The organism is Saccharicrinis sp. 156, assembly GCF_050589685.1.
In the GTDB taxonomy this organism is placed as follows: Bacteria; Bacteroidota; Bacteroidia; order Bacteroidales; family Marinilabiliaceae; genus Saccharicrinis.
In genome coordinates this window covers 29298-55084 of sequence record NZ_JBNGOS010000021.1, presented here as the reverse complement: position 1 = coordinate 55084, position 25787 = coordinate 29298, and the positions used below count along the sequence as shown (strand labels likewise).

At 40.3% G+C, this 25787-nt stretch carries 19 protein-coding genes and 1 tRNA gene; 9 read left to right on the top strand and 11 right to left on the bottom strand.

What is annotated here, in order from left to right; all coding sequences use genetic code 11:
• Window positions 1-512 precede the first annotated feature (512 nt).
• Genes ACRD64_RS14185 through ACRD64_RS14175 form a run of 3 tightly spaced genes read left to right on the top strand, consistent with a single transcriptional unit; the run spans window position 513 to window position 2809 of the window.
• Window positions 513-1166, top strand: coding sequence for a hypothetical protein (locus ACRD64_RS14185; protein ID WP_430934071.1), 654 nt, complete (start codon window positions 513-515; stop codon window positions 1164-1166).
• Window positions 1167-1177: 11 nt separating this feature from the next.
• The gene (locus tag ACRD64_RS14180; RefSeq protein WP_430934070.1) at window positions 1178-1987 is read left to right on the top strand and encodes an SDR family NAD(P)-dependent oxidoreductase; all 810 of its coding nucleotides are present in this window, start codon (window positions 1178-1180) and stop codon (window positions 1985-1987) included.
• A 15-nt stretch (window positions 1988-2002) separates the two neighbouring features.
• Window positions 2003-2809, top strand: coding sequence for an SDR family NAD(P)-dependent oxidoreductase (locus tag ACRD64_RS14175; RefSeq protein WP_430934068.1), 807 nt, complete (start codon window positions 2003-2005; stop codon window positions 2807-2809).
• Here the strand turns inward: ACRD64_RS14175 and ACRD64_RS14170 are convergent.
• The 3 genes from ACRD64_RS14170 to ACRD64_RS14160 are packed head-to-tail and all read right to left on the bottom strand — an operon-like array spanning window position 2806 to window position 5510.
• Window positions 2806-3801, bottom strand: a complete 996-nt coding sequence (locus ACRD64_RS14170; RefSeq protein ID WP_430934066.1) for an NAD-dependent epimerase/dehydratase family protein — start codon at window positions 3799-3801, stop codon at window positions 2806-2808. The genes ACRD64_RS14175 and ACRD64_RS14170 overlap by 4 nt on opposite strands.
• A gap of 10 nt (window positions 3802-3811) precedes the next feature.
• Window positions 3812-4489 (bottom strand): CPBP family intramembrane glutamic endopeptidase, encoded by a 678-nt coding sequence (locus ACRD64_RS14165; protein WP_430934065.1) that lies wholly within the window; start codon window positions 4487-4489, stop codon window positions 3812-3814.
• 16 nt (window positions 4490-4505) lie between these two features.
• A complete protein-coding gene (locus ACRD64_RS14160) occupies window positions 4506-5510 on the bottom strand; it encodes a hypothetical protein (RefSeq protein ID WP_430934064.1) in 1005 nt (334 codons plus the stop codon).
• 433 nt (window positions 5511-5943) lie between these two features.
• Here ACRD64_RS14160 and ACRD64_RS14155 point away from each other — a divergent pair, with 433 nt between their 5' ends.
• Window positions 5944-6381 carry an ArsC/Spx/MgsR family protein gene (locus ACRD64_RS14155; protein WP_430934063.1) on the top strand — a complete coding sequence of 146 codons (438 nt, stop codon included), beginning with the start codon at window positions 5944-5946 and terminating at the stop codon, window positions 6379-6381.
• Window positions 6382-6442: 61 nt separating this feature from the next.
• Here ACRD64_RS14155 and ACRD64_RS14150 read toward each other — a convergent pair whose 3' ends face one another.
• Entirely contained in the window at window positions 6443-6637 is a 195-nt protein-coding gene (locus ACRD64_RS14150; RefSeq protein ID WP_430934062.1) for a YwbE family protein, read from the bottom strand.
• 516 nt (window positions 6638-7153) lie between these two features.
• Here ACRD64_RS14150 and ACRD64_RS14145 point away from each other — a divergent pair.
• Entirely contained in the window at window positions 7154-7438 is a 285-nt protein-coding gene (locus tag ACRD64_RS14145) for a hypothetical protein (protein ID WP_430934060.1), read from the top strand.
• Between the two features lie 43 nt (window positions 7439-7481).
• On the opposite strand, the gene ACRD64_RS14140 is transcribed toward ACRD64_RS14145, so the two are convergent.
• Both ACRD64_RS14140 and folB read right to left on the bottom strand, forming a co-directional pair.
• Window positions 7482-7553 (bottom strand) — tRNA-Cys (locus ACRD64_RS14140).
• 239 nt (window positions 7554-7792) lie between these two features.
• The gene (gene folB, locus ACRD64_RS14135; protein ID WP_430934059.1) at window positions 7793-8149 is read right to left on the bottom strand and encodes a dihydroneopterin aldolase; all 357 of its coding nucleotides are present in this window, start codon (window positions 8147-8149) and stop codon (window positions 7793-7795) included.
• A gap of 229 nt (window positions 8150-8378) precedes the next feature.
• Here folB and ACRD64_RS14130 point away from each other — a divergent pair, with 229 nt between their 5' ends.
• Both ACRD64_RS14130 and ACRD64_RS14125 read left to right on the top strand, forming a co-directional pair.
• Complete coding sequence (locus tag ACRD64_RS14130) at window positions 8379-10088, top strand: glutamine--tRNA ligase/YqeY domain fusion protein (RefSeq protein WP_430934058.1); 1710 nt, start codon at window positions 8379-8381, stop codon at window positions 10086-10088.
• A gap of 306 nt (window positions 10089-10394) precedes the next feature.
• Window positions 10395-12965 (top strand): phosphoenolpyruvate carboxylase, encoded by a 2571-nt coding sequence (locus tag ACRD64_RS14125; protein ID WP_430934057.1) that lies wholly within the window; start codon window positions 10395-10397, stop codon window positions 12963-12965.
• Window positions 12966-13063: 98 nt separating this feature from the next.
• Here the strand turns inward: ACRD64_RS14125 and ACRD64_RS14120 are convergent, their stop codons facing one another.
• From ACRD64_RS14120 to ACRD64_RS14110, 3 genes are all read right to left on the bottom strand, one after another.
• Window positions 13064-13531, bottom strand: coding sequence for a DUF4268 domain-containing protein (locus ACRD64_RS14120; RefSeq protein ID WP_430934056.1), 468 nt, complete (start codon window positions 13529-13531; stop codon window positions 13064-13066).
• Between the two features lie 86 nt (window positions 13532-13617).
• A complete protein-coding gene (locus ACRD64_RS14115; RefSeq protein WP_430934055.1) occupies window positions 13618-13788 on the bottom strand; it encodes a hypothetical protein in 171 nt (56 codons plus the stop codon).
• A 70-nt stretch (window positions 13789-13858) separates the two neighbouring features.
• Window positions 13859-15121, bottom strand: coding sequence for a DcaP family trimeric outer membrane transporter (locus ACRD64_RS14110; RefSeq protein WP_430934054.1), 1263 nt, complete (start codon window positions 15119-15121; stop codon window positions 13859-13861).
• 299 nt (window positions 15122-15420) lie between these two features.
• Between ACRD64_RS14110 and ccsA the strand changes: the two genes are divergently transcribed.
• Together ccsA and ACRD64_RS14100 are read left to right on the top strand one after the other, a co-directional pair.
• Window positions 15421-18492 (top strand): cytochrome c biogenesis protein CcsA, encoded by a 3072-nt coding sequence (gene ccsA, locus ACRD64_RS14105; RefSeq protein ID WP_430934053.1) that lies wholly within the window; start codon window positions 15421-15423, stop codon window positions 18490-18492.
• Between the two features lie 176 nt (window positions 18493-18668).
• A complete protein-coding gene (locus tag ACRD64_RS14100) occupies window positions 18669-22115 on the top strand; it encodes a PAS domain S-box protein (RefSeq protein ID WP_430934052.1) in 3447 nt (1148 codons plus the stop codon).
• A gap of 461 nt (window positions 22116-22576) precedes the next feature.
• Here the strand turns inward: ACRD64_RS14100 and ACRD64_RS14095 are convergent, their stop codons facing one another.
• Both ACRD64_RS14095 and ACRD64_RS14090 read right to left on the bottom strand, forming a co-directional pair.
• A complete protein-coding gene (locus ACRD64_RS14095) occupies window positions 22577-23203 on the bottom strand; it encodes a hypothetical protein (RefSeq protein ID WP_430934051.1) in 627 nt (208 codons plus the stop codon).
• Between the two features lie 1049 nt (window positions 23204-24252).
• Window positions 24253-25665 (bottom strand): aminopeptidase C, encoded by a 1413-nt coding sequence (locus ACRD64_RS14090; protein WP_430934050.1) that lies wholly within the window; start codon window positions 25663-25665, stop codon window positions 24253-24255.
• Window positions 25666-25787: the final 122 nt, after the last annotated feature.

Genomic DNA, 25787 nt, shown 5'->3' with positions numbered 1-25787 from the left:
TTCGAGCTAAAAATTTCCGCTTTACTTTTTCTCCGTGCATTTTGCATTCTCATCACAAAAAATTCCATATGACAGCTGGTATCTGTTGTGCCTATTTCTGTCGGGATAGAAAATCTTATATGGGTGTGTCTAAGCAAGGTTTAGATTTTGTTCATCGAATGGGCATTTAGATGAAGTCTAATGGCAGTTTGGGGATAAATTAACCAGGCTGTATTCTATATTTGGATAAAAATATAATAATCTCAACAAAAAAAATTTTAAAGGACAGTTTAAATTTGTGAATGTCGCTATAGAATTTCATTTCTGCACCGAATTAGTATTTTCTGCAAATTAGTTTAATTGACGGTTGACCAATTGGTAAAAACAACCAATTGGTCAACTGTGGTTTGTATGCATCCGTTCGGAAACGCTTGGGTCTTGTCGTAATTTTACTTTGAAAGAAGTTGAATCATACCTCCATTTCGCATCAGGGTAAAGTCATGAATGTTTGTGGGGGCTAAAAATCTGGGCAGATGATAATTTTAGCTTATATTTTGTTAAGAATGCTTTTAGGCGGTAGTCCCGCAACGGTTAAAGGTGAAGCATTGATTAATGCCCATTGGGGGTTTTCTGATTGGGTATGTGTAAAGGATATGGACGGCATAAAATTGCTTGAGCGGTGGGTGAGGGTAAACGACACGCTTAAAGTTCGGGAACGGAAGGGGGAAATGATTGTTGAATGCAGCATGCAGGAAGCGGTGAGTTATTTGGCAGATTATTCAACGGTGAAACAATGGATGAAGGGCTTGAAATCCATTGAATTACAAGATGAGGATAGAAAATTAATCTACATGGTAATCAAATTACCTTGGCCTTTTATCGACAGAGACTTGTTTGCCAGGTATTCTCTTTATAAATTAGATAAAGAAAACAGTGTTGTAAAGGTCGAAAGTGAAAGGAATGTCCAAGCGCCCAATTCCAGATTGGTAAGAATAAGCAACTACAGGGCCAGCTGGAATGTGCAGCGCATAAGTTCCAATAGAACCAAAGTGGTTTTTACAACCTTTTCAAGTGAGCCACCTATATTTCCTCAATGGATACAGGAACCTGTGCTAAAAAGGATCTTTTATGGGAACCTTAAAAGATTAAAAGATCAACTATCTGGTAGAGCTAAGCATAACATCTAAAACATTTAACCATGAACGGGAAGTTGGCCATCATTACGGGAGCTACAAGCGGACTGGGTAAATCATATGCCCAACTGTTGGCTCGCTTGGGCTGGAATTTATTATTGACAGGAAGGAGAGGCAGTGTTTTAACAGACCTCAAGGATACCCTGCAACGAGTAAATCGCATTAAGGTGGATACGGTGGTAGCGGATTTTAACGATGAGGTTCAGTTTAAGCAACTGCTGGTTAAAATTGAATCGTACCCTGCCATTGATATGTTGATCAACAATGCGGGATATGGTTGCCGGGGTGGTTTTTTTGAGGGCTCCTATGAATCGCAGAAAGCCATGTTGAATGTTCATGTTGATGCTGCTGCCCATATTGTGCATGCAGTGGTGCCAAAAATGATTCAAGGTAATGGGGGCACGATCATTAATGTGGCCTCCTTATCGGCCTTTTTGCCTGCCGCATTAAATTATTTTTATTGCTCGTCCAAATCGTTCCTGGTTTCTTTTTCAGAGTGTTTGCATATAGACTTGGCAGAAGATAATATAAAGGTACAGGCGTTGTGTCCCGGATTTATTCGTACCAAGTTTCATGCGAGGATTGGGCTATCAGAAGATATGGGTTATTTCAAGGATAAATTGCTTTGGATGGATCCGGATGAAGTGGTGAGATATAGCTTAAAATCATTGGGAAAAAGTAGCGTAATATGTATTCCGGGAAGGGTGAACCGTTGGATATACAGGCTTTCCAATGTTGTGCCAAAAGAGTTTTGTTATTGGGTTGCAGCTAAAGCAACAAAGCGTAAAACTAGTGAAGAGGTTTGTGTCATATAACTAATATAAAAAATCATGGATGATTATTGTAACTACGCGATGGTAACCGGAGCGGGCAAAGGACTGGGTAAATCTATTGCACGGGAACTTGCGATGAACGGATATAATTTATTGCTTCTTGCCCAAAAGGGAGAGGGATTGCCATTGTTCTGTAAGGAATTGCATCAGATTTTTAATGTAAGAGCAGAATGTTTGGAGATAGACTTTTTATGGCCTGATGCACTCAGCCAAATTAAGGCAATGTTAGGAAAGTATGAAATAAAGGTGCTTGTTAATAATGCGGGTGTTGGCGGATCCATGTTTTTCGAACAATCCAACCTTGCGTATATCGATACCATTGTGCAGGTAAATGTGAGGATGGTGGCCATGATTACCCACCTTTTAATCCCAAAGTTAAAGGAGCATACGGAATCCTTTATTTTAAATGTGGCTAGTATGGCATCTTGTTGCCCTATTGCCTATAAAACCGTTTATCCCGCTTCAAAGGCGTTTGTATATTCTTTTTCAAAAAGTCTGGCTCATGAGTTAAGGCCTCATGGTGTGCGGGTATCTGTTTTGCTGCCAGGGCCTATCAAAACCAATTCTGAGGTAGCACAACGAATCGAGAAGCAAGGATGGTGGGTTAAGGCCGGGTTGCAGACACCGCAGCAGTTGGCTGCCATAGCCATTCATAAAATGTTGCACCATAAGAAGGTGATCATTCCGGGATGGATCAATAAAATTAATTGGGTGTTGCTGAAGTTAGTTCCTCAATCGTTGAGCATATTTATGGTCTCCAGAGCAGTGAAAAACGAGATCGATATGGTCGGGCAGGTGGCCTAGATGGTTTTGCTGTTTAAAGAGGCTAACCAATGAATGGTGTCTTCCATAGCTTCAGCAAAAGGTTTTGGGTGGTAACCCAGTTCGATGGCCGCTTTATGGCAACTGACCTCCCAGTTGTTTAAAATCTTTGTGACAAAGGCTTTTGTGATAAGAGGTGGTTTTCCAGTTAGATTGGCCCTTAATAGCATGAGTTGGGCCACAACTTGCAGTAAAAAGGCAGGAACCTTGACTAGTTTGTGTTTGGTGTTTGTAATCTTTCTAACGATTTCGAAAAAGTCTCTATAGGAAAGGTTGGCGCCCGATAAAATATATTTTTCGCCAGCCCTGCCTTTTTCGTAAGCCAGGATATGACCATTAACAACATCATCGATAAAAACATAGTTACCCAGGGATTTTCCGTTGCTGGGGATAAAGTGCCATTGGCCTTTGAGATACTGGTCCACCATTCCGGTGATGCTATTGCTTGTTCCCAATACACCCGGTCCGAAAATGCGCGTAGGGTATACGATTACTGTTTCAAAAGCAGTGTTATTGTTTTCGAGAATCAATTCGTTGGCCCTTTGTTTTGTCTCTTCGTATAAATTCAGAAGGACCGTGTTGGATTGGTTTTCGTCGGTGGGAATCCCTTTGGAAGGACCAAAAATACCGGCCGTCGATGTAAAAACCGCTCTTGTAATGCCGCATTTTTTGGCAGCCATGAGCACGTTTTGGGTACCCTGAATATTTATCTCATGATAATTGGAAGGTTGTTTTGACCATATTCTTACGTAGGCAGCCGTGTGGAAGAGGCCTTCGCAGCCTTCCATCGCGTTTTCCAGGCTGCTGGCGTCGTTAAGGTCGCCATGGAAAAGACGAATATTGGCATGGTTCAATATCCTGGCCTTGGCGCTGCTGCGATATAAAGCGTGAACCTGATATCCGATTTGAGCAAGTTTTATGGCAAGTGCTGAGCCTACAAATCCGGTTGATCCTGTTATGGCAACATGTTTCATTTTGGTAATATTAATGGTTCGGGAGTAAGTCGGTACTGCTTTTGATGCAAAAAAAATCGTTGGACAGCGCTATTAAACAGTGAAGTACAAAAACGGTTGTAAAACTGTGCGTCCATATGGATATCCCACAAAACAGAATCCCTAAGGGAATGGAGCCTAAGGTTTCGAACCTACCTTTGTGCAAGTGTGCCAGCGCATAAAGCAATGTGTTAATGAATATGGCAACAAATGTCCCCCAGGCTTCAATGCAAGAATGGAGTAAGATGCCCCGAAATAAAAATTCATACCCCAGTAAATAGGCTGCCCATGATAAGGAGTTGATGATGTATAGGCTTGTTTTCCAGTTCCCGACCCTGATTTCTGGATATTGCTCACGATGGCTTGTGTTTTTAGAAAGTTTGTAGTTGGTCAGAAGTATAACGGGCAATGCGATGAGGATGGTAAAAAGCAAATTAATAGTGTCAGGGGATTTAAATGTGAGTTGTATTAACCGTTCGTTGGTGGGCCATATTATCCCTAAAGGTATAACTCCCAATAATAACAAACCTCCCAGCCGCTGGGATACGATGCGTTGAACGGGGTTCTGAATTTTTCCCCTTGTTAGGTGCATGACTAGTAAGTAGGTGCAAAACAATAGGATGGATACGATGATGGTATATAATGCGGATAATTCTGCTGAGACATTCATGATAGAAGTGTTGGGTTCAAATTGAATAGGAAGTTTTAAACTTATTGATCGCCTCGTGTAGCTTATTAAAAAATCTATTTCTTTCCTTTTCGCCAACCTGACTGATTAAATTGGATTTGGACATGATGGCCTGATGGAGTTCTGTTATCTCATCGCAAAAGATTTTATTTGTAGAAGCCAACAAACCAAGCACATTGTATGTTAAAAATGCTATTTTCCGATCCTTTTCTTTAATGACGATTGAATTGTCGTTTAATACAATTTCATTTTCATAAAGTTTGTAGGACCCTTCAATGCCTTTGGGTGGGTGGCCGGATAAAAAACGCATACCATATTCCGCTTCTTTTTGATTGTGGTTGAGCCACTGTTCTATTTTTTCGAAAAGTAGTTTTAAGTCTTCCGGCGAGCTGAAGTAACCGGAAACCCAATAATGCTCAACTTGCCTGATTAGTATTTTAAAGGTGTCTTCGTTCCATATTTCGGTGGTCGGTATTTTTAGCGAAATGGCGGCTATTTTTTTGCATTTGTCAACGATTTCCGGATTGAGATTATGTATGTCAAATTTCTTTTCTTCAAGGTCGCTCGCTTTGAATAAGGTTTTTTCCCAGAAGAAGAATTTAAACGCCGCGATTTCGGGAAATTGAAAATAATTAAATATTGGAGGATCTTTGGCTGCATACACTAACTCTTGTAGGTTTGAGTTATTATAATGATTTAGGTTCGACAGTATCATGTCCAGCCATGTGCTCCCGCAAAATTTCCCCGGCTCAACATGGTAGCATTTAAACGTAACATAGTCTTTGTCGATTTGACATAACGCATCCAGGGAAATGTCGAATTGTTTGCTAAGGATAATAGCTTCTTCTAAGCTTATTTGTTTTTCCCCCCTAAGTCTTCTGTAGGAACTGTCGTAACTAATCTGGAGAGCTTCAGATATTTCATGGACGAGAGATAGGTTAGGTTCTAGCTTATCTTTAATTTTTTCAAAAAAATCGTCCTGTATATGCTTGAAAACTCCCATTCTATAAAGTTACGTCAATTCAATTCCATAATCAACGTTTTTTTTGATCGTAAAACAAGCATACTACAATAGGAAGTAAACCCGGGCGCGGAAAATATCAAATGAGTTTTATAGAGAAACGGGTTGGGTCGATTACACAAACCAAACACAATGATTGAAAAAGTGAAGGAAACGGTGTTGAGCGATCACTTGTTTATTGTCCATCCTGTGAGAATACAGTCATGACCATATTCTGAAATTCGAACTCCCCCAAAAAGTTTTTTTTGATGTTTTTATGGTTGGTAGTATGACTTGTAAGTCTGTTTTTTCTGTCTGTAAATACAGAAATGTAATGTTTTGGGCTGTGTAAAATTCTGTAACGATCACATTTATAGGGCTATTGTATTTTAGGAATTATTTTTGATATGAAAAGAGAAACGAAATTTTAAATCAAATGGCATCAATAACATTCTACGAAAAAACAGGTTGTATCAACAATACCAAACAAAAGGAAATTCTGGAATTGGCCGGACATGCGGTTAACCCCGTTCATATAGTTCATCATGATTGGACTAAATTAGAGTTGCTAAGTTTTTTTGACGGTTTACCTGTTAAAGACTGGTTTAATAAAAATGCGCCATCGGTTCAAACAGGTGAGGTTAAACCGGAGATGTATAATGCAGAAGAGGCCATTGAGCTGATGTTGCACGATCATTTATTAATTCGTCGACCCTTGTTAGTGATAGATGAGGATAAAATTGTTGGTTTTGATAAAGCTTACCTGGAGGAAAGGATTGGGTTAAACCCTGCATCAAATCCCAAGATGCTCACTTTGCTCAACGAAAACTTAAATGACTGCCCGCAAAAAGCAACAAATACACAGTGCGAATAAACAAAAAACTCCCGACTTTCAAATGAAAATCGGGAGTTCAATCTCTTACAATAAAAGAACCTTAAAGCTTTATCAATTTTACTCTTCCAACCTGACCGCTTTTTAGTTTGCACTCGATACCTTTCAGGTGAAATGAAACTTCGTCAACAACATCCTGAACTACGCCATGCGTTAAATGCCCCGAACGTTCGTCTTGTTTTTGCAAAATTGCAACTTTTGTTCCCTTTTTAATGTGTTTTCTTTCTCTTCCGTCCATTACTTATCACTTATATAATACATCGTTCCGTGTTAAAATATTAGATGATCAAGATAGGGTTTTGATGTGGCTGAAAATAATACTCAAATTTCGTCAGTAATCTTTTGGTTAACCTCTTTTTTTACGAAAATGGGCTACAAATATATTGTAATAGCGGATAAAATACAAAAATAATTTTGATTTAATACTTATTTAACAAATGTGTTAAAACTTCCAAACGTATTTTATGGATGGTTGCATGTTGCTTTGCCAGAGGGTATTGAAAAAAAATAAATTAAAATATGGATATAGATTTAACTAAATTCCATAATTTGTATAAGAGGAACTGTGCAATAGTTAGTCACTTGTGCAAATGAATATATTGTTAGAGCTGGGTTTGTTGCTTACCATAGGAAGATATTTAAGATTATAGAACGATATACGGAAGATCTGGCGTTCCTGTTCTTTTTTCTGCTCAGCGGACTGCATTTGAATGTATCTACAATACCACAGGCCCTTCCGTTCATTATATTGTTTGTGTTATTCAGGATTGCAGGTAAATACCTGGGCGCTTATTGGGGGGCAAAAATAGCAAAGGCTGATAGCTCGATTGTAAAACATATGGACGGAGGTTTAATTCCTCAGGCCGGTATAGTCATTGGTTTGGTGCTCAATGTTTATAAGATGGAGGCTTTTGGGGATATAGCCGAACTGCTGTTGGGTATAGGTATGGGGACAACGATAATTAATGAACTACTGGGTCCTGTTATGACCAAATATTCGTTGAGAAAAGCCGGGGAGATTAAAAAGAAAAGCGAATGATTCTTAAGGTCTTAAAAATCACTCGCTTGAGTTTTGTTCTGAGAGGTTCCTGGCGGATTCGAACCGCCGTACCTGGTTTTGCAGACCAGTGCCTAAGCCACTCGGCCAAGGAACCTTTCTGTTTCGGGATGCAAAATAAGCAAATAATTCTCTCACTCGCAAAAAAAAATAGGCATTAAATGTGATTTTTTAATCGTGAGAGATGTAAGCCTTGCCCGATTAGTAAATTTATTTATCAATTACGGGTCATGGGTTGTTTTGCACAAAGCAAAATCCCGATCCCTACCGTTTTATTACGACGGGAAGTCATTCGCCATTTGTAAGATGGATATTGACCGATAACTGCTGACTAATTTACCGTTTCATCGTCACGCTTACGGCCTTCATTTGTCCACCCATAGGGGGATTCATTTTTGATACCTTAACTTTTACCCAATCCACGTAGTTAAATTTCTGGTGGATGGCATGCAGAATTCGTTCCGTCAAATGTTCAACTAGGTGAGCGTTCTGTTGAATCTCCTGCCGGGTAAGTTCATAAACGCTTACATAATTTAAGGCATCATTAATATTGTCTGATTGGCTGGGTTTTTCCACATCCACCTGAATGGCAATGCTGACCATAAATCTATTTCCCACCACTTGCTCCTCTTTAAAGCAACCATGGTAGGCATAAAACTCCATTTCTTCCAGCTCAATAATTCCTTTTTGCATATTTGTATAATTAAAGTGCGTAAATTTAAGGTTTAGACAAAAGAAATAAGACAAAAGGAAAAAGTTTTTGTTTAAATGTTCAGATTAGAACTGAAAAAGTGGTTCGGTTAACACAAAACCTTTATTTTTGTGGGTTTCAAATCGAAATGTACGTAGAGGTATTATCTCCCGAATCAAGTTCGGAAAGTAGGTGTCTCTTATGTACGATCTAATTGTTTAGAAAGCACCTATGAACAAAAACAATAAAGAAAATACTGCAGAGGAAGTAAAATCAAATTTTATCCATCTGGAGATTGACAGAGATTTAGCCGAAAATAAAAACGGGGGAGCTGTCTTAACACGTTTCCCTCCGGAACCAAACGGTTACTTACATATTGGTCATGCCAAATCCATCTGTTTAAATTTTAGCCTGGCCCAAAAGTATGGTGGCGGTTGTAACCTGCGTTTCGATGATACCAATCCTGTGAAGGAAGATGTGGAGTATGTCGACAGTATTCAGGAAGATGTTAAGTGGTTGGGTTTTGATTGGGAAGGTGATGTGAAATATGCCTCCGATTATTTTGGGCAATTATACGAATGGGCCGTCAAGCTCATTAAAAATGGCAAGGCATATGTCGATGATCAAAGTGCCGAGGAGATTGCTAAGCAAAAAGGGACGCCAACCGAGCCGGGAACAGAAAGTCCATTTAGAAACCGCTCGGCAGAAGAAAACCTGGATCTGTTCGAGAGAATGAAGAAGGGCGAATTTGCAGCGGGCGAAAAAGTACTGCGGGCAAAAATCGATATGGCTTCGCCCAATATGCATATGCGCGACCCCTTGATGTATCGTATTATTCACCAATCGCATCACCGTACAGGCGACAAATGGTGTATTTACCCCATGTACGACTTTGCGCATGGGCAGGAAGATTTTATTGAAGGGGTTACGCACTCCATTTGTACGCTGGAATTTGAAGTACACCGTCCGTTATATGATTGGTTCTTAGATCAGATAATGGCTGTGGATACTAAAGTGCAAAAGAACGTTCGTCCGCGACAGATTGAATTTGCACGTTTGAACCTGAATTATACCGTAATGAGCAAGCGAAAATTATTAGAGCTAGTGCAAAAAGGTATCGTTTCGGGATGGGACGATCCGCGTATGCCCACCGTTTCGGCATTGCGCAGGAGAGGATATACGCCGGAGTCTATCCGTGCCTTTGCAGATAGGGTGGGAGTGGCCAGGCGAGATGGTGTGATCGATGTGGCATTGCTTGAGAGTTGTGTCCGTGATGATTTGAACAAACGTGTGGCTCGCGTAAACGCTGTTGTGGATCCCATTAAATTAATCATCACCAATTATCCCGAAGAACAACAGGAGATGGTTGAGGTCATCAATAACCCTGAGGATGAGGCAATGGGTAGCCGTCAAATGCCATTTGCCCGGGAGGTATATATCGAACGAAATGACTTTATGGAAGAACCTCCTAAGAAATTTTTCCGATTGGGGCCCGGACGCGAGGTCCGTCTGAAAGGAGCTTATGCGGTAACTTGTACGGATTATAAAAAGAATGAGGCCGGGGAAATTGAGGAGATATACTGTACGTACGATCCGGAAACCAAAAGTGGTGCCACAACGGTAACGCGTAAAATAAAGGGAATACTGCATTGGGTAGAAGCCAATAATGCACTGGACGCAGAGGTAAGAATGTACGATAGATTGTACAATCACGAAGCACCGGCGGCTCAAAAGGATAAAGATCATCTTGATTATATCAACCCTGAATCGCTAAAAGTGGTTGTAGCTAAGGTGGAACCATCGCTAAAAGATGCGAAGGCATTGGATAAGTTCCAATTTCAGCGTGTAGGTTATTTCTGTGTTGATAAAGATACAACCGACAACAAACTAATCTTTAACCGCACTGTTGCCTTGAAAGATAGCTGGACAAAGAAAAAGTAATAAATAGATTGCAAAAAAAATGATCGAAGGGCGCTTTTAATAGTGCCCTTTGTCATATATATTTTCTCTTAGCAGAGAACAGATTCGGAATTTAGTTGTTTTAATTTGTATCTTAACCTGCATAATTCATATATTTCCCAAAATATAAATTAACCCGAATTAGAGAAACCCAATTGGGGGTTGTCAAAAGGGGATGTGCCTCCTAGCTGCTGCTGAAAGCAGTATTTATTGGTTAATAATTGGGGTTAAAGTACAGGGCATTGATTCACTTATCTAAATTGTAAAAGTCTATAATAGAAAAACACCATGGATAGTCAAATTGTAAAATCATACCAGGAGGAGATTGAACTAAAATACCAATTGTACAACAGTCTGTTTTTATCGTTGCAGCTCGAAGCGGTAGAAAAGGCAGGTAACCTGATTCCTTTGTTATACGAGGCTTGTAACACCGGCCTGGAAAACGGTAAGGATCCGATTACCATTCTTCAAAAGTTTTTTAAGAACCATAAATCGGAACTCTCGCCCGAAGATCAGAACGATTTTCTGTTTAAAGTGATTCAGTATATCGAACGTCAGATAGTGCTGATCGACGCCTTGGAAGATGCTGCCTATAATAAAATACACCGTGTAAAAGGAGAGAACTCGTATGCTTCGATGAGCGACAGGGTGCAAAAGGCCAACCTGAAAGATAAAATGGCCGAAGCGGTAAAAGAGTTTGGCGTGCGCGTAGTACTCACAGCTCACCCAACCCAGTTTTATCCCGGGCCTGTATTGGCGATAATTACCGATTTAATGATGGCCATCAAAAACGGGGAGGTAGCCCGGGTTAGAGACCTGCTGCAGCAATTAGGCAAAACCCCGTTCTTCCAAAAAATTAAGCCTACACCATTAGATGAGGCCAACCGCCTTACTTTTTATTTGCGCGACACTTTTTATCCCGCTATCGGTCAACTGCTGGATAAGACTGCAGAGGATTACAAAGATGCCTTGGAGCAAAACAACCAGTTTATCTCACTGGGCTTTTGGCCCGGGGGCGACCGCGATGGAAACCCATTTGTAACGGTAGATACAACCAAAGAGGTGGCGGCCCGGCTTCGGAATACAGTAACCAATTGTTACTATAGAGACGTTAGAGTGTTAAAGCGCAGAATCACCTTTGCAGGTGTTCATGATAAGGTGGTGGAGTTGGAGGCATTGCTGAAAGCTGAGCTTGGAAATGCTTCGGGAAAATCAAATGTTGATTTAAAAGAGTTTTTAGCACGCATCGACGATATAGAGACTTTGATTATTGATGAGCACCAGGGCTTGTTTGTTGAGAAATTGCAGTCGTTGAAACGTAAGGTTCAGCTATTCGGATTCTACCTGGCATCAATCGATATCCGTCAGGATAGCAGGGTGATTGCAAAGGCATTAAAGGAAGTAATAAAGGCGTATCCCGAAATTCTTCCGGCGAATATTTTTGACATGGAAGAGAAGGAGCAGATGCAGTTGTTGATGAATGCCAGAGGCGCAGCCGATGCGAATATTTTTGAAGATGATGTTGTGAAGGATACCGTCGCTTCCTTTGGGGTTATCAAAGATATTCAGCGAATGAATGGGGAGCGGGGTGCACACCGTTACATTATCAGCAATTGCCGTGGCCCCATTGATGTGGCCAGGGTGTTGGCCATGTTTAGGATTTGTGGTTGGGGATATGATGAGCTTACGGTGGATATAGTGCCGTTGTTTGAAACCATCGACGACCTTAAATTGGCAGGTGAGGCCATGCGAACATTATATTCGAACCCGACTTACCGGAAACATCTTAAAAACAGGGCAGACCGACAAACCGTGATGCTTGGTTTTTCGGATGGAACCAAGGACGGTGGTTACTTAATGGCCAACTGGGCTATTTTTTCGGCGAAGGAAAACATCACGCTCAAATCGCGCGAGAGCGATGTGGAAGTGGTATTCTTTGATGGCCGTGGAGGACCACCGGCACGAGGGGGTGGAAACGCACACCGTTTTTATGCTGCCATGGGTAAAAATATCGATAGCCGTCAGATTCAGATGACTGTGCAAGGACAAACCATTAGTTCGCACTATGGTATAGAAGAAGCTGCTGTTCATAATATGGGATACCTGTTGTCGGCAGGCCTGTCCAATAAGTTGTTTAGCAAGCCACAAAACCAATTGCAGGAAACGCAACACGATTTTATTGAAGAAATGGCGGAAAGCAGTTATCAAAAGTACTTGTCGTTAAAAGAGCATCCTTTGTTTGTTCCTTATTTGGAAGAAATTAGTACTTTAAAATATTATGGCAAAGCCAATATTGGAAGTCGACCGAGCAAGCGAGGAGGCGGGGATAAAATCAATTTCGAAGATTTACGAGCCATTCCTTTTGTAGGTGCCTGGAGCCAGCTAAAACAAAACGTTCCCGGATTTTTTGGTTTGGGCACTGCCTTAAAGGAACAAGAAGAAAAAGGAAACCTGCAGGCCTGTATAGATTTATATAATGATTCTATCTTTTTTAAGACTTTGCTGTCCAATAGTATGCAGAGTATGAGCAAAACCAACTTTGAACTGACCCGTTATCTCGAAAAGAATGAGCGTTTTGGCGAGTTCTGGAAGATGTTGTATAAAGAGTATGAGCTGACTAAGGAAATGTTGTTGAAAGTTTCCGGTTTACCTGAGCTTCTTACCGATAATCCACGAAGCAAAATGAGCATTAGGCTAAGGGAGCGAGTTGTGTTGCCCTTGTTGTTGATTCAGCAATATGCCTTGATGAAAATTCAGGATGCCAAGGCGGGAAACGGAAACGTTCCGGTTGAGGTATATGAAAAAATGGTCATACGTGCCATGTTCGGTAATATCAATGCCAGCAGGAATTCAGCGTAACAGTTAACAGTCGGCAGTCCGTGGTCTCCAGCCAAGAAAATAGGCCGATGGCCGGAGACTGCTGACTGAAACCATTGTACTGAAGCCTGAAAACTGAATCACTGTCCCAGTTCATCATACTTTAAAAAATCCTTTACTTCCAGAAAAGCTTTTTCCATTCTGAGCATTTTGTCTATCATAAAACTAAAGATGGCAGGCCATTGCTCCTGCGCCAGGTAATCCCCATCCATTTCTTTGTAAACCCGGCATACCTCTTCTCCATATTCTTTTTCGTAGGCAAAATCCCAAATAAGTTCTTCGCCGAATTCATTTTCGAAAATTTTTTTTGTGGCCTCCAGTTTTTCGTACAAAGCCAACCTTCTGGTTTCGTACTTTACATTTATTTCCAAGGCAACAGCAATCTTCTTTCTGCCCACATCAAACCTGAGGTCTACACCTTTAATGTTGGTTCGGTCGCCAATCCATGTTTTCACTTTCCCTCGTTGGCCCGGGATTTTTCTGGTGCGGTTTCCAAGTTTGCTCCAAAACGCTAATTTAAGCTCTTTCTCTTCCTCTTTTGAATACATTCTGATAAGATTTAAAATCTTAAATTCTCAAACATTAAAAATTTGCTTTATGTAATGTTTGAGGTTTAAGTATATGCTGATCGGTATTAACCCTTATTTTTATTCTTGCCCGAAGCGTATAATAGATACATTAGTGTCAGACTTCCCAGCCCAATTAAACTGCCTCCAAATATCTCCGCATTTTTATACGAGCCATGAATCATTCCAAATCCAAGTACGATAAATAGCGCAGCTGTAATGCCAAATGTTTTTTTCATGATTTGTGTATAAATAAAAAGCCCGCAAGATTTTCTTACAGGCTTCAAAATTATATTTTTTGTCGAGCTTTTAAAAATAGTACCTAAAACCTAGCACCAAACGTGTGTTGCCATAATCTTTTGTGTTGATAGGCTTTGATTTTTCATTGTATCCGCTGCCGTAAGATGCTACTGTACGGTTGATTTCCAGTCCTAGTTTTAACGGACCGGAAGTAAAGGTAATTCTTGGGGAAATAATGTAAAGTTTTTCAATATTGCCACCCAATGTGTAAATTGATTCGTCAATTTCATATCCGGGAGTTGAGGGATCAGTGTCAGCCTTGTAGATTACGGATTCGCCTTCCGTTCCATGGTTGTTGGAAATTGCCGCGAATACCCCGAACTGAACATTCTTGCCGTTGGTATGGATGTCGGTCCAAATGGAGGATGTCCTGATAGCCTCATATTCCGCATTAACCGGATTCCCATTCCTGGTTTTTCGTGCCAGTCCACCTATCATAACCATGTTGGTCATGTTACCACCATACACCCCCTCTGCCTTAAAAGTTACCGCGGAAGTGGTGTATCTTAATGAGAGGTTACCATGCATGGAGGTGAGTTTGTTCTTGGTAACTACCATATTGTCATTTAATGGGGTTGGCTGAACCTGTTTGATGCCTAATGTAGCCCCTATCCAGAAATCCTTTGTGGAACCGTATTTTAATTGAGCAGTAAGTTCCGGAAAGTCCGACATTTCAACTTGTTCCATGATACCTTTGTTGATAAAATCACCTTGGGATAGGGCAAATAACGCAATCGAAAAATTATCTGCGGGTTTAACTGTATATCGCAACTGAGGAGCACGGCTTAACGGGTGAAAAGGAACGCCTACCACAAAGTTTACCGTAGCCGGGAAGTTTTCCGGAATGAACATAGGATGCCAGGTTTGTCCGGCCAACAGAGATGATTTTCCCCAATCTAAATTGAAAAATGCTTGTCTAAGGCGTACTGCGAAATCCCTGTTATTACCAGAGGTTCCTGCAAAGTCGGCTTCGATTTTTGCGGAGGTTGCAGCGCCAAAAGCATCCGGGCCTTTTATGGCAAAGCCAATACGGGTAATACTTGCGGTAAAATCGAATTTCGACCGGTTGTTAATATCATTACCATTGTCGTCCATTTCGGGGCCCAAAGGGTAAATCAAACCCGACCCTCGCACGTTTAGGCTGGCACGCGAGTCAACAAAGGCGTCAAAGCCAATAAAGCCATATGTTTTTACGGTGATTTTTTTTTCGGTTTCCTGGGCGTTGGTCAATAATGAGCCAAAGGCCAAAAGGCTTAAAATTAATTTCTTCATCGTGATTATAGGATTTCTGTTTTTGCTGTGTTTTTGTTGCTAAAAAACAATATTTAATTATATATGTTGTATACGCAAGTAATTCCACTGGGTTATGTAGTCGTGTAACCGCATTAACCCAATATGAAAAAGATTTGTGATTGCAGTGGTGGATAAAATTCGTTTTGCTTTTTTATTCGGGCGCAAATATAAATGATAGTTTCGAAAACATAGTAAATAATTATTACATTCACATAATTTAATATTTAAATATAATTGGGAAAGCCAAGTTGTATTGGTTTTTGTGTAACGAACATATTATGAAGAAGATAGTTGCGTTTTTGTCCGCGCCGTATTTAATGGGTACCTTGTTTTTAGTATTGGCAGCCTCCATGGGGGTAGCTACATTTGTTGAAAATGACTTTGGAACCAATGCCGCTAAAGCCCTGTATTATGATGCCTGGTGGTTTGAAGGGATATTTGTATTGTTGGGTATTAATATGTTGTTAAATCTGGCCAAGCCATTTTTATGGACAAAGGGGAAGCTGCCGATTCTCTTATTTCATATGTCGTTTCTGATAATCGTTATTGGGGCCGCACTCACCCGGTATATCGGTTATGAAGGGATGATGCATATTCGAGAAGGACAGGCTACCAACCAATTTCGATCGTCGAAAAACTATATTTCAGGAACAGTAGAAAAGGGAGGAAATGAAGTCAGCTTTGAACAGGCTGTGTTGATGTCGGAAAAAAGTGAAGATTATTTTAAGGAAACGGTGAGTATAGACGGGAGTCGAGTAAAGCTACAAAGTGTTTCGTTCATAAAAAACACGAATCTGGTTCCTGTAGAGGATCCCAATGGCAGACCCATGCTGTCTATGGTGGTTTCGGCGGGGGGGGGAAGAAATAACCTAACCCTATTTAAAGGCGAACATATACAAGTGGGGCAGTATTCCATAGGTTTTGATACCGAAGTGGGGTGTGATTTTAATATCTACCCAAGCGATGATCAGTTGTATTTTACGGCCAAACATAATGTGTTTATCACCAATATGGGGACTCAAGAGAAAACAGAAGTGGATTTGTCGGAGCCGAAACCGTTTTATTCCAATGTGTTATATGGAACGGGGAGTTTTTTTATGGTTCAGACCAACTACATGGACAGTGCAGTGTTGAACGCCGTACCTGCCAAAGAAGGAGAGCAAGGCAGTGGTTTGGAAGCTGTAGTCGTACGCGTCGATGCGGACGGATGGCAAAAGGAGGTGACCTTGCAAGGACGTGGCGATTTAGTGGGGGAAGATAAAACGGTTGAAATAGGGGATGTTACAATAACTCTCAGGTACGGATCGAAGATATTAACCGCGCCATTTAAAATAAAGCTAAACGATTTTCAATTGGAAAGATATCCGGGATCGGAAAGTCCTTCTTCGTTTGCAAGTGAGGTAACGTTGGAAGACCAAAGGAATGGAGTGGTGAAAGATTTCCGGATCTTCATGAACAACATTCTAAATTATAAGGGATATCGTTTTTATCAGTCATCTTACGATACCGATGAGTTAGGTACGGTGCTGTCGGTAAATAATGATTTGTGGGGGACGCTGATCACCTATTTGGGGTATTTTCTGATGACCCTTTCTATGATCTTATCCCTGATAACTTCAAAAAGCAGATTCCGTCAATTGGGCAGGCAGATTGCTGAGATAGGAAAGCAGAAAAAGGCCTTGTCATTTGCTTTAGTTGTTGGACTTTCGACCGGGATGCAAGCGCAGGATATTGATGCATATATTAATGTTACGCAACAGCAGGCGGAGCAATTTGGGAAACTCTGGGTGCAGGATAATGGTGGACGCATTAAGCCAATGAACTCTATGAATGGCGAAGTATTAAGAAAACTGGTAAAGCATAACAGTTTTAAAGGGTATTCTGCCGATAGAGTGGTGTTGAGTATTTTAAGCAATACCGAAGCATGGAAAAATGTTCCTCTCATTACCGTAAAAAAGCAACCCATGAAAGGGATTGTGGGCAATACAGGAAAGAAAGCTTCTTTTTCCGATTTTTTCGGGGCGACGGGAAATTATAAATTGCATAATCAGGTAGAAGAAGCCTACCGGACAAAGCCGGCCTATCGCACTAAATTCCAAAACGAAGTAATTAAGGTGGATGAACAAGTAAATGTTTTCTACCTGGTGCAATCGGGGCAATTGTTAAAGATGTTTCCCATACCGGGAGATGTAAATGCCACGTGGTTAAGGCCGGGGGAAAATGTGTCTTCCTTAAACGAAGGCGATAGTCTATTCGTTAAGAATGTGTTTTCGGTATATCTGCAAGCGTTAAAAGAAGGGAATTACGAGCAAGCCGGTACATATCTGGATGCTGTTTCTAAGTTTCAGGCTAAGTTCGGTAACGAAATATTACCTTCCGATGGAGTTCGTAAATTAGAGATTATGTATAACAACACAAATATATTTTTATTGATGGCTCCCGTTTTGTTTGTGTTGGGTTTTTTACTGCTTATCTTTCAGTTTGTCTATTTGTTTTTACCCAAAAAATCACCCAAATATGTGAATCGCGGAGGTGTGGCTTTGTTGGGTTTGTTTTTCGTGGTTTATACGGCAGGGATGGCTTTGCGTTGGTATATTTCAGGCCATGCCCCCTGGAGTAACGGTTACGAATCTATGTTGTTTATTGGTTGGTCTATCCACTTGGCCGGACTTGTTTTTAGCAAAAAGTCGCCTATAGCCCTTTCCGTAGCCGGGGTATTTGCCGGAATTGTATTGATGGTGGCTCACTTGAGCTGGATGAATCCTGAAATTACCAATTTGGTGCCCGTGCTTAAATCGTATTGGTTAACCATTCATGTTGCAGTTATCGTGGCCAGTTATGGCTTTTTGGGTTTAAGTGCATTGATGGGCTTTTTTAATTTAATATTGATTGGACTTAAAAAGGATTCCAACGAAAAGAAATTAGACCTCTCTATTGTTGAGTTAAGCAGTATAATGGAAATGTCGCTAACTATTGGCTTGTACATGATAACCATTGGAGCCTTCTTAGGTGGCGTATGGGCGAATGAGTCTTGGGGTAGATATTGGGGGTGGGACCCCAAAGAAACATGGTCGCTGGTTACGGTTATGATTTACGCTTTTATTTTACATATGCGTTTTATTCCAGGGTTAAAAAGTGTGGTGGCCTTTAACGTAGTGTCTGTTATTGGGTTCTTTTCTGTAATAATGACTTATTTAGGTGTTAATTACTATCTGGCAGGAATGCATTCCTATGCTAAAGGAGACCCGGTTCCGGTGCCTGATTTTGTGTATTATACCGTTGTGACTGTGTTTGTTGTGGCTGTGTATGCCGTCTATAATTCCAATAGGTTGAAAAAGTTTAATACATAATTTCCAATTTTGGTAATGGTGTGTTTATGATATGTTGATAATATTAAGTTTAAAACATTTTTCCTAAAAACATATATATGTATTTTTGAAATCGGGGAAGATGTATCTCGTGCATAGCATATTATTTGTGAAAGATACCAGGTATAGTCATTATTTAAAATTGGTAGTGAAAAAGAATGGCAAGCGATAGTTTGGAGAATACATCCGGGCTTCAGTCGTTAGAGGCGGAGAACAGGCATCTGAAAAGTATGCTTAATAGGTATGTGTCCTCCAAAAAGGAGGGAAGTGAGGATGTTGCGTCGTTGGTTTCAAATCAAATTGAAAAAATACTTACTGATGCAAGTGATTTTGATATCGCTATGTCATCGTGTCTACGAGTCCTGGGCAACAACTACAGTGTTGATCGTGTTTCTGTTTTTGCTTACAACGAAGGGCAGGACGCTTATGTGGCGCAAAAACAATGGGTTAATAGCAGTGTGCAAGAGTACCACCCCGCTGACTTAACCATTGCCTCGGAAGAAAATCCTCTTACCAACACCAACATAGGGAATTGCTTTGCCAGTTCCGAATTTAAAGATGAAATAAGCAGGTCGCTTACCGATAAGTTTGAAATATTCGGGGTTCAGTCGCTACTGATTGTTCCGGTTAATTTTTCGCAGTATAAAAAAGCGATGCTGGTAATGGAATCATGTGCTTTTAAAAGGGAGTGGTACCATTTTGAAGTGAAGGAGATAGAACGGGAAGTTTCGTTGATGGCTGCCCGGATCGATGCTTTATGGCATAAAAGCAATGCTGCCAGGCTTTGGTATTTAAACACGCTCCGAAATCAGATTCTACATAAGATTAAGAGAGGCAAGCGTACGAAGAAATCCCTTAACGAAGCTTTAAAAACAATTGGTATCGAGTTAGGTCTGAGAAGTGTTTACTTTGTGGACAAATCAAGTTTTTCAAATGGGCACGAACTGTCGTGGACCCAAACGGCAGAGCACGAGGAAGAGCTGCTCTCAAATCAGGATCTTGAAAAGCTGGATTTAAATTGCGAGGAAAACACAGGTCGATATTTTGATGCTAAAACCATAAAATCTGCAGGGATTGACCTGGTACAGGGGACTTCGTTTTTATTAATCAACAGGGTTGTTTTGCAAAGTGAATTTGGAGGTTGGCTAATTGGAGAATTTACCAATTATACCCACTATATTTCGCAAGAATTGATTCAGTTTTGGGACTCAATTGCAATTACCTTATCCGATATTATGGGTAATACCAATAGAGAGCTGGAGCATAATGATCGTTATTCTGAATTGTTGGAACAAAACCGTGACCTTGTTATCAAGGAAATTCTTTTGGAGAAAGTGCTTGATGATTCCCCATTGGCTGTATTGATTGTTGAGAAAGGTAAAATTAAGTTTGTTAACAAGCAGGTTACCGAGTTGTCAGGATATTCGGAGCGAGAGATTGTAGGTAGAAATACCACGGAGTTTTATGGAAGTAGTCGTGAGCTTGAAGATAAAATAAAAGGTTTTTATCAAGGTATCAATAGCGCAGGATATAAAAAGGATGAGATTGAGCTACCTTGTAAAAACGGAGATAAAAAACGCTTTAGCATCTATGGTTTCAAAGGTGTGGACGGAAATGAGGAAAGTTACCTCATATATGCACAGGATATTACAGAGGCTTATCAAGAGCAGGAAAAAATAAAAACCAGTAATGAGCGATACAAAACAATAACGGAGTCTTCATTTGACGGGGCACTGATTATTGATGTCAACCACGCTATCCGCTATGTGAACAAAGCTACTTGTTCTATTGTAGAGCGGGATTTTGATGAGTTGGCCTTATTGTCCGCTAGCGATATTGTTCATAAAAAGTCTTTAAAAGCCTTTGAGGAGGCCGTTCATGCGATTGGTGTTGGCGAGGGATATAAAGGCGATCTGGTCATGTGCACAAAGGCCGGAGCTGAGGTTGAGGTGGAGTTGGCGGGCACTTTAATTTATATGGATAATCAATCGTATTGTTATTTTACGGTTCATGATATATCAAACCGAAAGAAAAATGAAAAGGCACTAAGCGATAGTGAGAGAAAATTCCGCACGCTGGCCCAAAATTCGCCGGATATTATACTGCGTTTGAACGAAGCCGGCGAAATTAAATTCTTCAACCAGGCATTCATCAATAGGTTTAATGTTTCGAATGCCGATAATGTTTTAGGCAATACTCTGCAAAACCTCGAGGTGCTTGATGAGGTGGTTATGGAGGCGTGGCTCGCCAAGATCAAAGATGTGTTTGCAGTTGGCGAAACTGTGTCTTTGGAACACGGCTTTGGCCATGCGGTGAAGGAGTTATATGTAGATTGGAGACTCACCCCGGAGACGAATGAAAACGGAACAATAGAAACGGTTTTGGCCGTTGGTCGTAACCTGGCCACCCATAAAAATACAGAGAAACAGCTGGTCTTGGCCAAGGAAAAGGCCGAAGAGTCGGATAAGCTCAAATCGGAATTTCTGGCCAATATTAGTCATGAGTTGCGTACTCCTCTAAATGCCATTGTAGGGTTTTCCTCTTTGTTGCGAGGAAGTCACATAAAACCCAATGAAGTAGATGAGTATGTGGATGTGATCCATAAAAACTCGGATAGCTTAATGAACCTGATCAACAATATTATTGATGTGGCCAAAATCGAAAGGGGTAAAATCTCCGTTGTTAAAGATAATGTAATACTCGATGATTTGTTGCAAAGTATCTATGATGACTTTGTGCCGAGGGTTGAAGTAGAGCATAAGGGGCGGGTGAAATTATACTACTCTAAACCGGAAGAGGCCAGGGTAAAAATAATGACGGACTCTATACGTTTGCGGCAAATACTGGTAAATTTGTTAGGCAATGCCATGAAATTCACCATAAAAGGTTTTATTGAGTTTGGGTTTGCCATTGAAAACAATAGGGTTAGGATTTATGTAAAAGATACCGGTATCGGAATATCTGAGGCAAAACAAAAAATTATCTTCCAGCCTTTCCGTAAAGGACATGAGGAAGATGCGGATAGATTGTATCGTGGAACAGGCATTGGATTGGCCATTTGTGAGAAACTGATCAGCGCGCTTGGCGGAGAAATAGGTTTGATTTCTGAGAAAGCAAAAGGTTCCGAATTTTATTTTACGCATCCAATGGGTTTTGATATAGCGGATAAAACTAAAGCCACATTGACCAAGCATATACTGAGCCCGATATTGCGAAAAAATTATAGCTGGACGAATAAAATGATGCTGCTGGTGGATCAGAACAGCAGTGCTCATTTGCAAATGCGCAAGTATATCGAAAAAACTGGAATTACTTTAGTGTCTGCAAGGACGGCTGCCGGAGCAAGTAAATTGTTAATGAACCGTACCGATATTCATCTGGTATTAATGGATATGTCTTTCCCCGATTCAGATGGATATGAATTGGTTAAAATTATCAAGCGCCTGAATAAAAATATACCTGTAATCGCACATACTTCAGATGCGATTAATGGTCAGGATTTACATGTGTCAGAGAGCGGTTTTGACGCCTGTATTGCCAAACCTGCCGAAAAAGATGAGCTACTTGCCCTGATGGATCAGTTTTTGGTAGAGGCACAGGGGTAGATCTTGAGCATCAGCCGGAGTTCATTAGTCATTAAAAGGAAAACTTCCAGGTACATAAAATATACTTCGAAACGTGGCCATGTTTTTTTCGTGCTAAATATTGAGCGGCGCCAAATTGTTAGGGATGCAATAGTTAAACCCGGATTATGTATTGGGGGTTCGTCATGAGCATTGCAAGTACAATAAAACAAGGCATTACTGAAACGAGGCATCACTTGTCCCGATTACTTTCGGGAGCATCGTTCTGGTGAGTTGAAGTGATGCAACGAAGGGTCTTGTTTTAAAGTAATTTCAATGTGTAATAGAATTTCTAATGCATATTGCGGGTTAAACATATTAGGTGGAGTTTGGCCTAAAAATCTCAGACAAAAAAAAATGTGTATCTCTAAAACATTTGAGATACACATTTATAAAATGAGGTGCTCGGCGAAAGTACAAGTTCGCCTGGGTCGTTCTGGTCACTATTTTCTGAAAGCATAACTGTACTCTTTATTCCCTGAGTTAATACTTACTTTATACTCACCATTTGGTAATGCTGAAATATCAAACTTACCGGAATAAGTTGAATTTCCGTCAAATCCCTTTTCAAAAACTTCGTCACCAAGAGCATCTGAAATCGAGATACCAAATGTGTTGCTTCCAAAAGAAATGTGACTTACGAAAAGCGTGTTGTCAACCAGGTTAAAGAAAGCTCTTAGCTCTTCTTCCGAAACTATTTCCTCTTTTTGGCTTACCAATTTGTGGTTTTCTATAGAAAAAGTCTCGGAAATTTCTTCTGAACCTCTGGCTTTTAATATCGCGGTGTACTTGCCATCTTCCAGGTTAGAAAAATCAAGAATCTTTTGAGCAAAGCCTGCTTTGTTTACCCACTCTTTGTATACTGTTTCACCTTCTGCATCTTTAATACTAAAAATGGCAGCTTTGTCGGCTTGGTTCGATAACGAAACAATCGAATAGTCTGTATCCAAATAAGGAAGGATCGATACGTTTCCGGCAGCTTTACCGCCTTCTCCTGCAAATGTTGCTGTGGTTACAAAGACAAGCATCACTCCCAATACCCATCTTTTCATCATTTTTGTTGTTTTCATACTTTTTGGTTTTAATTAATTAATACATGTGTCAATGTTGTTTCTTGTTGACATTGTAAAAGTATGTACTTCTTTTGAGGTGATTGCAAAAATAGGGGGTGTTGAACGTTTCATTTTAAATATATTTAAGAGATGGTTCTAAAAAAGGGGGTATCTAACGAAAAATAAAGATTCGGATAACATTGTGTTAACATTACAAACAGTAGTTAACATTAAGCCTTTGTTTTAACAATTTGTCAATATTTGTCCACCCCTATGTTAAAAAACACAGGAAGTTTTTATCGTTTGTTAAGGAGTGTTAGAGACGAAACCAGACGTATTTGCTGATAAACAACAATATTTCAGAGTAGTAGCTCTTTTTTTATAGGTAATAAACATAATGAACAAATTCAATATTTTGTCCGGAGATACCAACGATGGATTAATTATGCCGAATACTTCGGTAAAAGGGATTTCTTTTTTGTTGAAAAAATAATTAAACCCGGATTATTTATTAAAGGTATGTAATCAGCATTAAAAATACCATAAAACAAGGGGTTGCTGAAACGAAGCATAACTTGTCACGATTACTTTCGGGAGCACCGCTCTGGTGAATTGAAGCAACTCAGTGAAACACCTTGCTTTGAGTAGTTTAATTGCGTAAAAGGATTTCTAATGTATATTGCGGGTTTAAATCAAATAACGGTTCGTAGGAATTAGGGCTAAGGGGTCTACACTATCTGCCCGGCGGACAGGCCTTTCATCCCGAGGCAATAGCTTTCCTCAGTTGTGTGAACAAGTAATCCCATAAGCTTTGGAGCAGTTGGAGTAGAGTTCAATGTCAAAAAAATGGAGATGGAGGTGAATAAGTTGATAGCTTACGATTTGTAAGTTTTCTTTAAAGTAAAATGCTTTTGATACGGCCTGTTGAGGGAATATGAGATTGGGCTTTAGCCATGATTTGAAAAGTACAGACTATTTTAGCCTAAGGTAATCATAGCTAAAGCCAATTCGATGTATTCTGTGACCTTAATAAAGCGAGTGCTGAGCGTTATAATACGACGGTGAAATTATTCATCCATTTGAAACATTGGATCCCAAGGTGGCAATAAAGTTGCTTCGGTATCTAATATTTTTAAGATATCCTCACTAATAAACTTTTTATGCGGAACAACCCTGAACATGTATTCTGTAAACCAATCATCAGTAAAGGTCAGGTAACCGTTATGTCCGGCTTCTGTTCCCCAGCTGTTTTCGAATTGCCACATGGTGGTTTCTTCGTTTTTATCAACATCAACCGCTATTAAGGCCATACCGTGCGACGAGCCACTTTCGCCAGTCATGATACGTTCTTTTTTGTCCATCCCAAATGTAACACCTAATAATTGTCCGTATTGATAATTGTCCAGAGCGCAAAGTCCTTCTTTGTTGTTGAGTTGCTTGCCCACATCGCAGGAAGCATATAAGGCTTCATTGGCTTTTATGGATGCCAGGGCAATCTTCTTTACCTCTTCTGCCGGGAGGTTGACGTATTTCCAGTTTCTTCCTTCCATTACATTACGGTCGTACGAAATTTCGTAATGGATATAATAAGGGCGGGAAGGGTCGTTCATTAGCATGATATAATCGTCGAGCTCAACACCTACAACTTCGTTGTAAAATTCAACGGGCGTGTAATTCTTATTCTCACTAAGATTGCCTTCTTTATCGGTATAGCGCCAATCGAATGATTTAGGCGGCTGACCCAATGTAAGCGTGAGGATTCGATAGATGTTTTTTAGCATGTCCTGTTTTAACTCTCTGGCAGCTTTGTCGTTATCAGCCTCGCGTAGCCTCAAGCCATCTTCTCTGAGCTTTCTGCGCAAAAGTTTGTTCAAATCCGATGTTTTTTCGCTATGGAAAGTTTCGGGCATGACTTTTTTGGGCACTACGCCATATTTTTCGGCCAGGTTTACAAAGCTGTTCCATACGCCACCGTCACCAATCGGGTTCTTGAAAAGGTAAGTAACCGTTTGACCACTTTCCTTTTTACCCATTTTAGCTACATAAGGACCAATGTCCTCGTTCATTTTTATTTTGCGAGTCAATATAACCTGCTCGTAAAACAAATTCGATTTTTCCAATAAATCATAGAAATAAAGGTAGTTGGTCGAAAACTCAAAGCTCGACAAATTATATTTCTCCATTACTTTAGGGCGTAAAATGTTTAAGCTGGTAAACATCCAGCAGCGGCCCGAGCTTTTTTGGTTGGTAATACCATTCACATCCACTTTATATTTAAAGGCATGGTCGTTGGTGGCAATATTATTTCGGTTTAAAGCCAGGGTTTTTAGGTCGGAACCTGTAATGGCATTAATTAAAGCTTTGTCTGTAGCAGTATGTCCTACTTCCTGGTCAAAGGACCGCAACATATCGGTAGTGATGTTCTGGGCTTTCAGACCCCAGACCGACAATAAAAGAACGGATATGATTGTTTTCTTCATGTAAAAGTTGTTTTAGGATGCTAAAATATAAAGAGAAAAGGAGTTATTCTAAGATAAAGGTCAGTTTTAACCCGCAAAAACCGATGGTCAATTTATATGGCTTTGCTACTGTCAACGGGGAA

What these genes read in the sequence shown, in the direction of transcription:
- ACRD64_RS14185 (WP_430934071.1), top strand. Translation starts at nt 513, where the DNA reads ATGATAATTTTAGCTTATATTTTGTTAAGAATGCTTTTAGGCGGTAGT.
- ACRD64_RS14180 (WP_430934070.1), top strand. Translation starts at nt 1,178, where the DNA reads ATGAACGGGAAGTTGGCCATCATTACGGGAGCTACAAGCGGACTGGGT.
- ACRD64_RS14175 (WP_430934068.1), top strand. Translation starts at nt 2,003, where the DNA reads ATGGATGATTATTGTAACTACGCGATGGTAACCGGAGCGGGCAAAGGA.
- ACRD64_RS14170 (WP_430934066.1), bottom strand. Translation starts at nt 3,801, where the DNA reads ATGAAACATGTTGCCATAACAGGATCAACCGGATTTGTAGGCTCAGCA.
- ACRD64_RS14165 (WP_430934065.1), bottom strand. Translation starts at nt 4,489, where the DNA reads ATGAATGTCTCAGCAGAATTATCCGCATTATATACCATCATCGTATCC.
- ACRD64_RS14160 (WP_430934064.1), bottom strand. Translation starts at nt 5,510, where the DNA reads ATGGGAGTTTTCAAGCATATACAGGACGATTTTTTTGAAAAAATTAAA.
- ACRD64_RS14155 (WP_430934063.1), top strand. Translation starts at nt 5,944, where the DNA reads ATGGCATCAATAACATTCTACGAAAAAACAGGTTGTATCAACAATACC.
- ACRD64_RS14150 (WP_430934062.1), bottom strand. Translation starts at nt 6,637, where the DNA reads ATGGACGGAAGAGAAAGAAAACACATTAAAAAGGGAACAAAAGTTGCA.
- folB (WP_430934059.1), bottom strand. Translation starts at nt 8,149, where the DNA reads ATGCAAAAAGGAATTATTGAGCTGGAAGAAATGGAGTTTTATGCCTAC.
- ACRD64_RS14130 (WP_430934058.1), top strand. Translation starts at nt 8,379, where the DNA reads ATGAACAAAAACAATAAAGAAAATACTGCAGAGGAAGTAAAATCAAAT.
- ACRD64_RS14125 (WP_430934057.1), top strand. Translation starts at nt 10,395, where the DNA reads ATGGATAGTCAAATTGTAAAATCATACCAGGAGGAGATTGAACTAAAA.
- ACRD64_RS14120 (WP_430934056.1), bottom strand. Translation starts at nt 13,531, where the DNA reads ATGTATTCAAAAGAGGAAGAGAAAGAGCTTAAATTAGCGTTTTGGAGC.
- ACRD64_RS14115 (WP_430934055.1), bottom strand. Translation starts at nt 13,788, where the DNA reads ATGAAAAAAACATTTGGCATTACAGCTGCGCTATTTATCGTACTTGGA.
- ACRD64_RS14110 (WP_430934054.1), bottom strand. Translation starts at nt 15,121, where the DNA reads ATGAAGAAATTAATTTTAAGCCTTTTGGCCTTTGGCTCATTATTGACC.
- ccsA (WP_430934053.1), top strand. Translation starts at nt 15,421, where the DNA reads ATGAAGAAGATAGTTGCGTTTTTGTCCGCGCCGTATTTAATGGGTACC.
- ACRD64_RS14100 (WP_430934052.1), top strand. Translation starts at nt 18,669, where the DNA reads ATGGCAAGCGATAGTTTGGAGAATACATCCGGGCTTCAGTCGTTAGAG.
- ACRD64_RS14095 (WP_430934051.1), bottom strand. Translation starts at nt 23,203, where the DNA reads ATGAAAACAACAAAAATGATGAAAAGATGGGTATTGGGAGTGATGCTT.
- ACRD64_RS14090 (WP_430934050.1), bottom strand. Translation starts at nt 25,665, where the DNA reads ATGAAGAAAACAATCATATCCGTTCTTTTATTGTCGGTCTGGGGTCTG.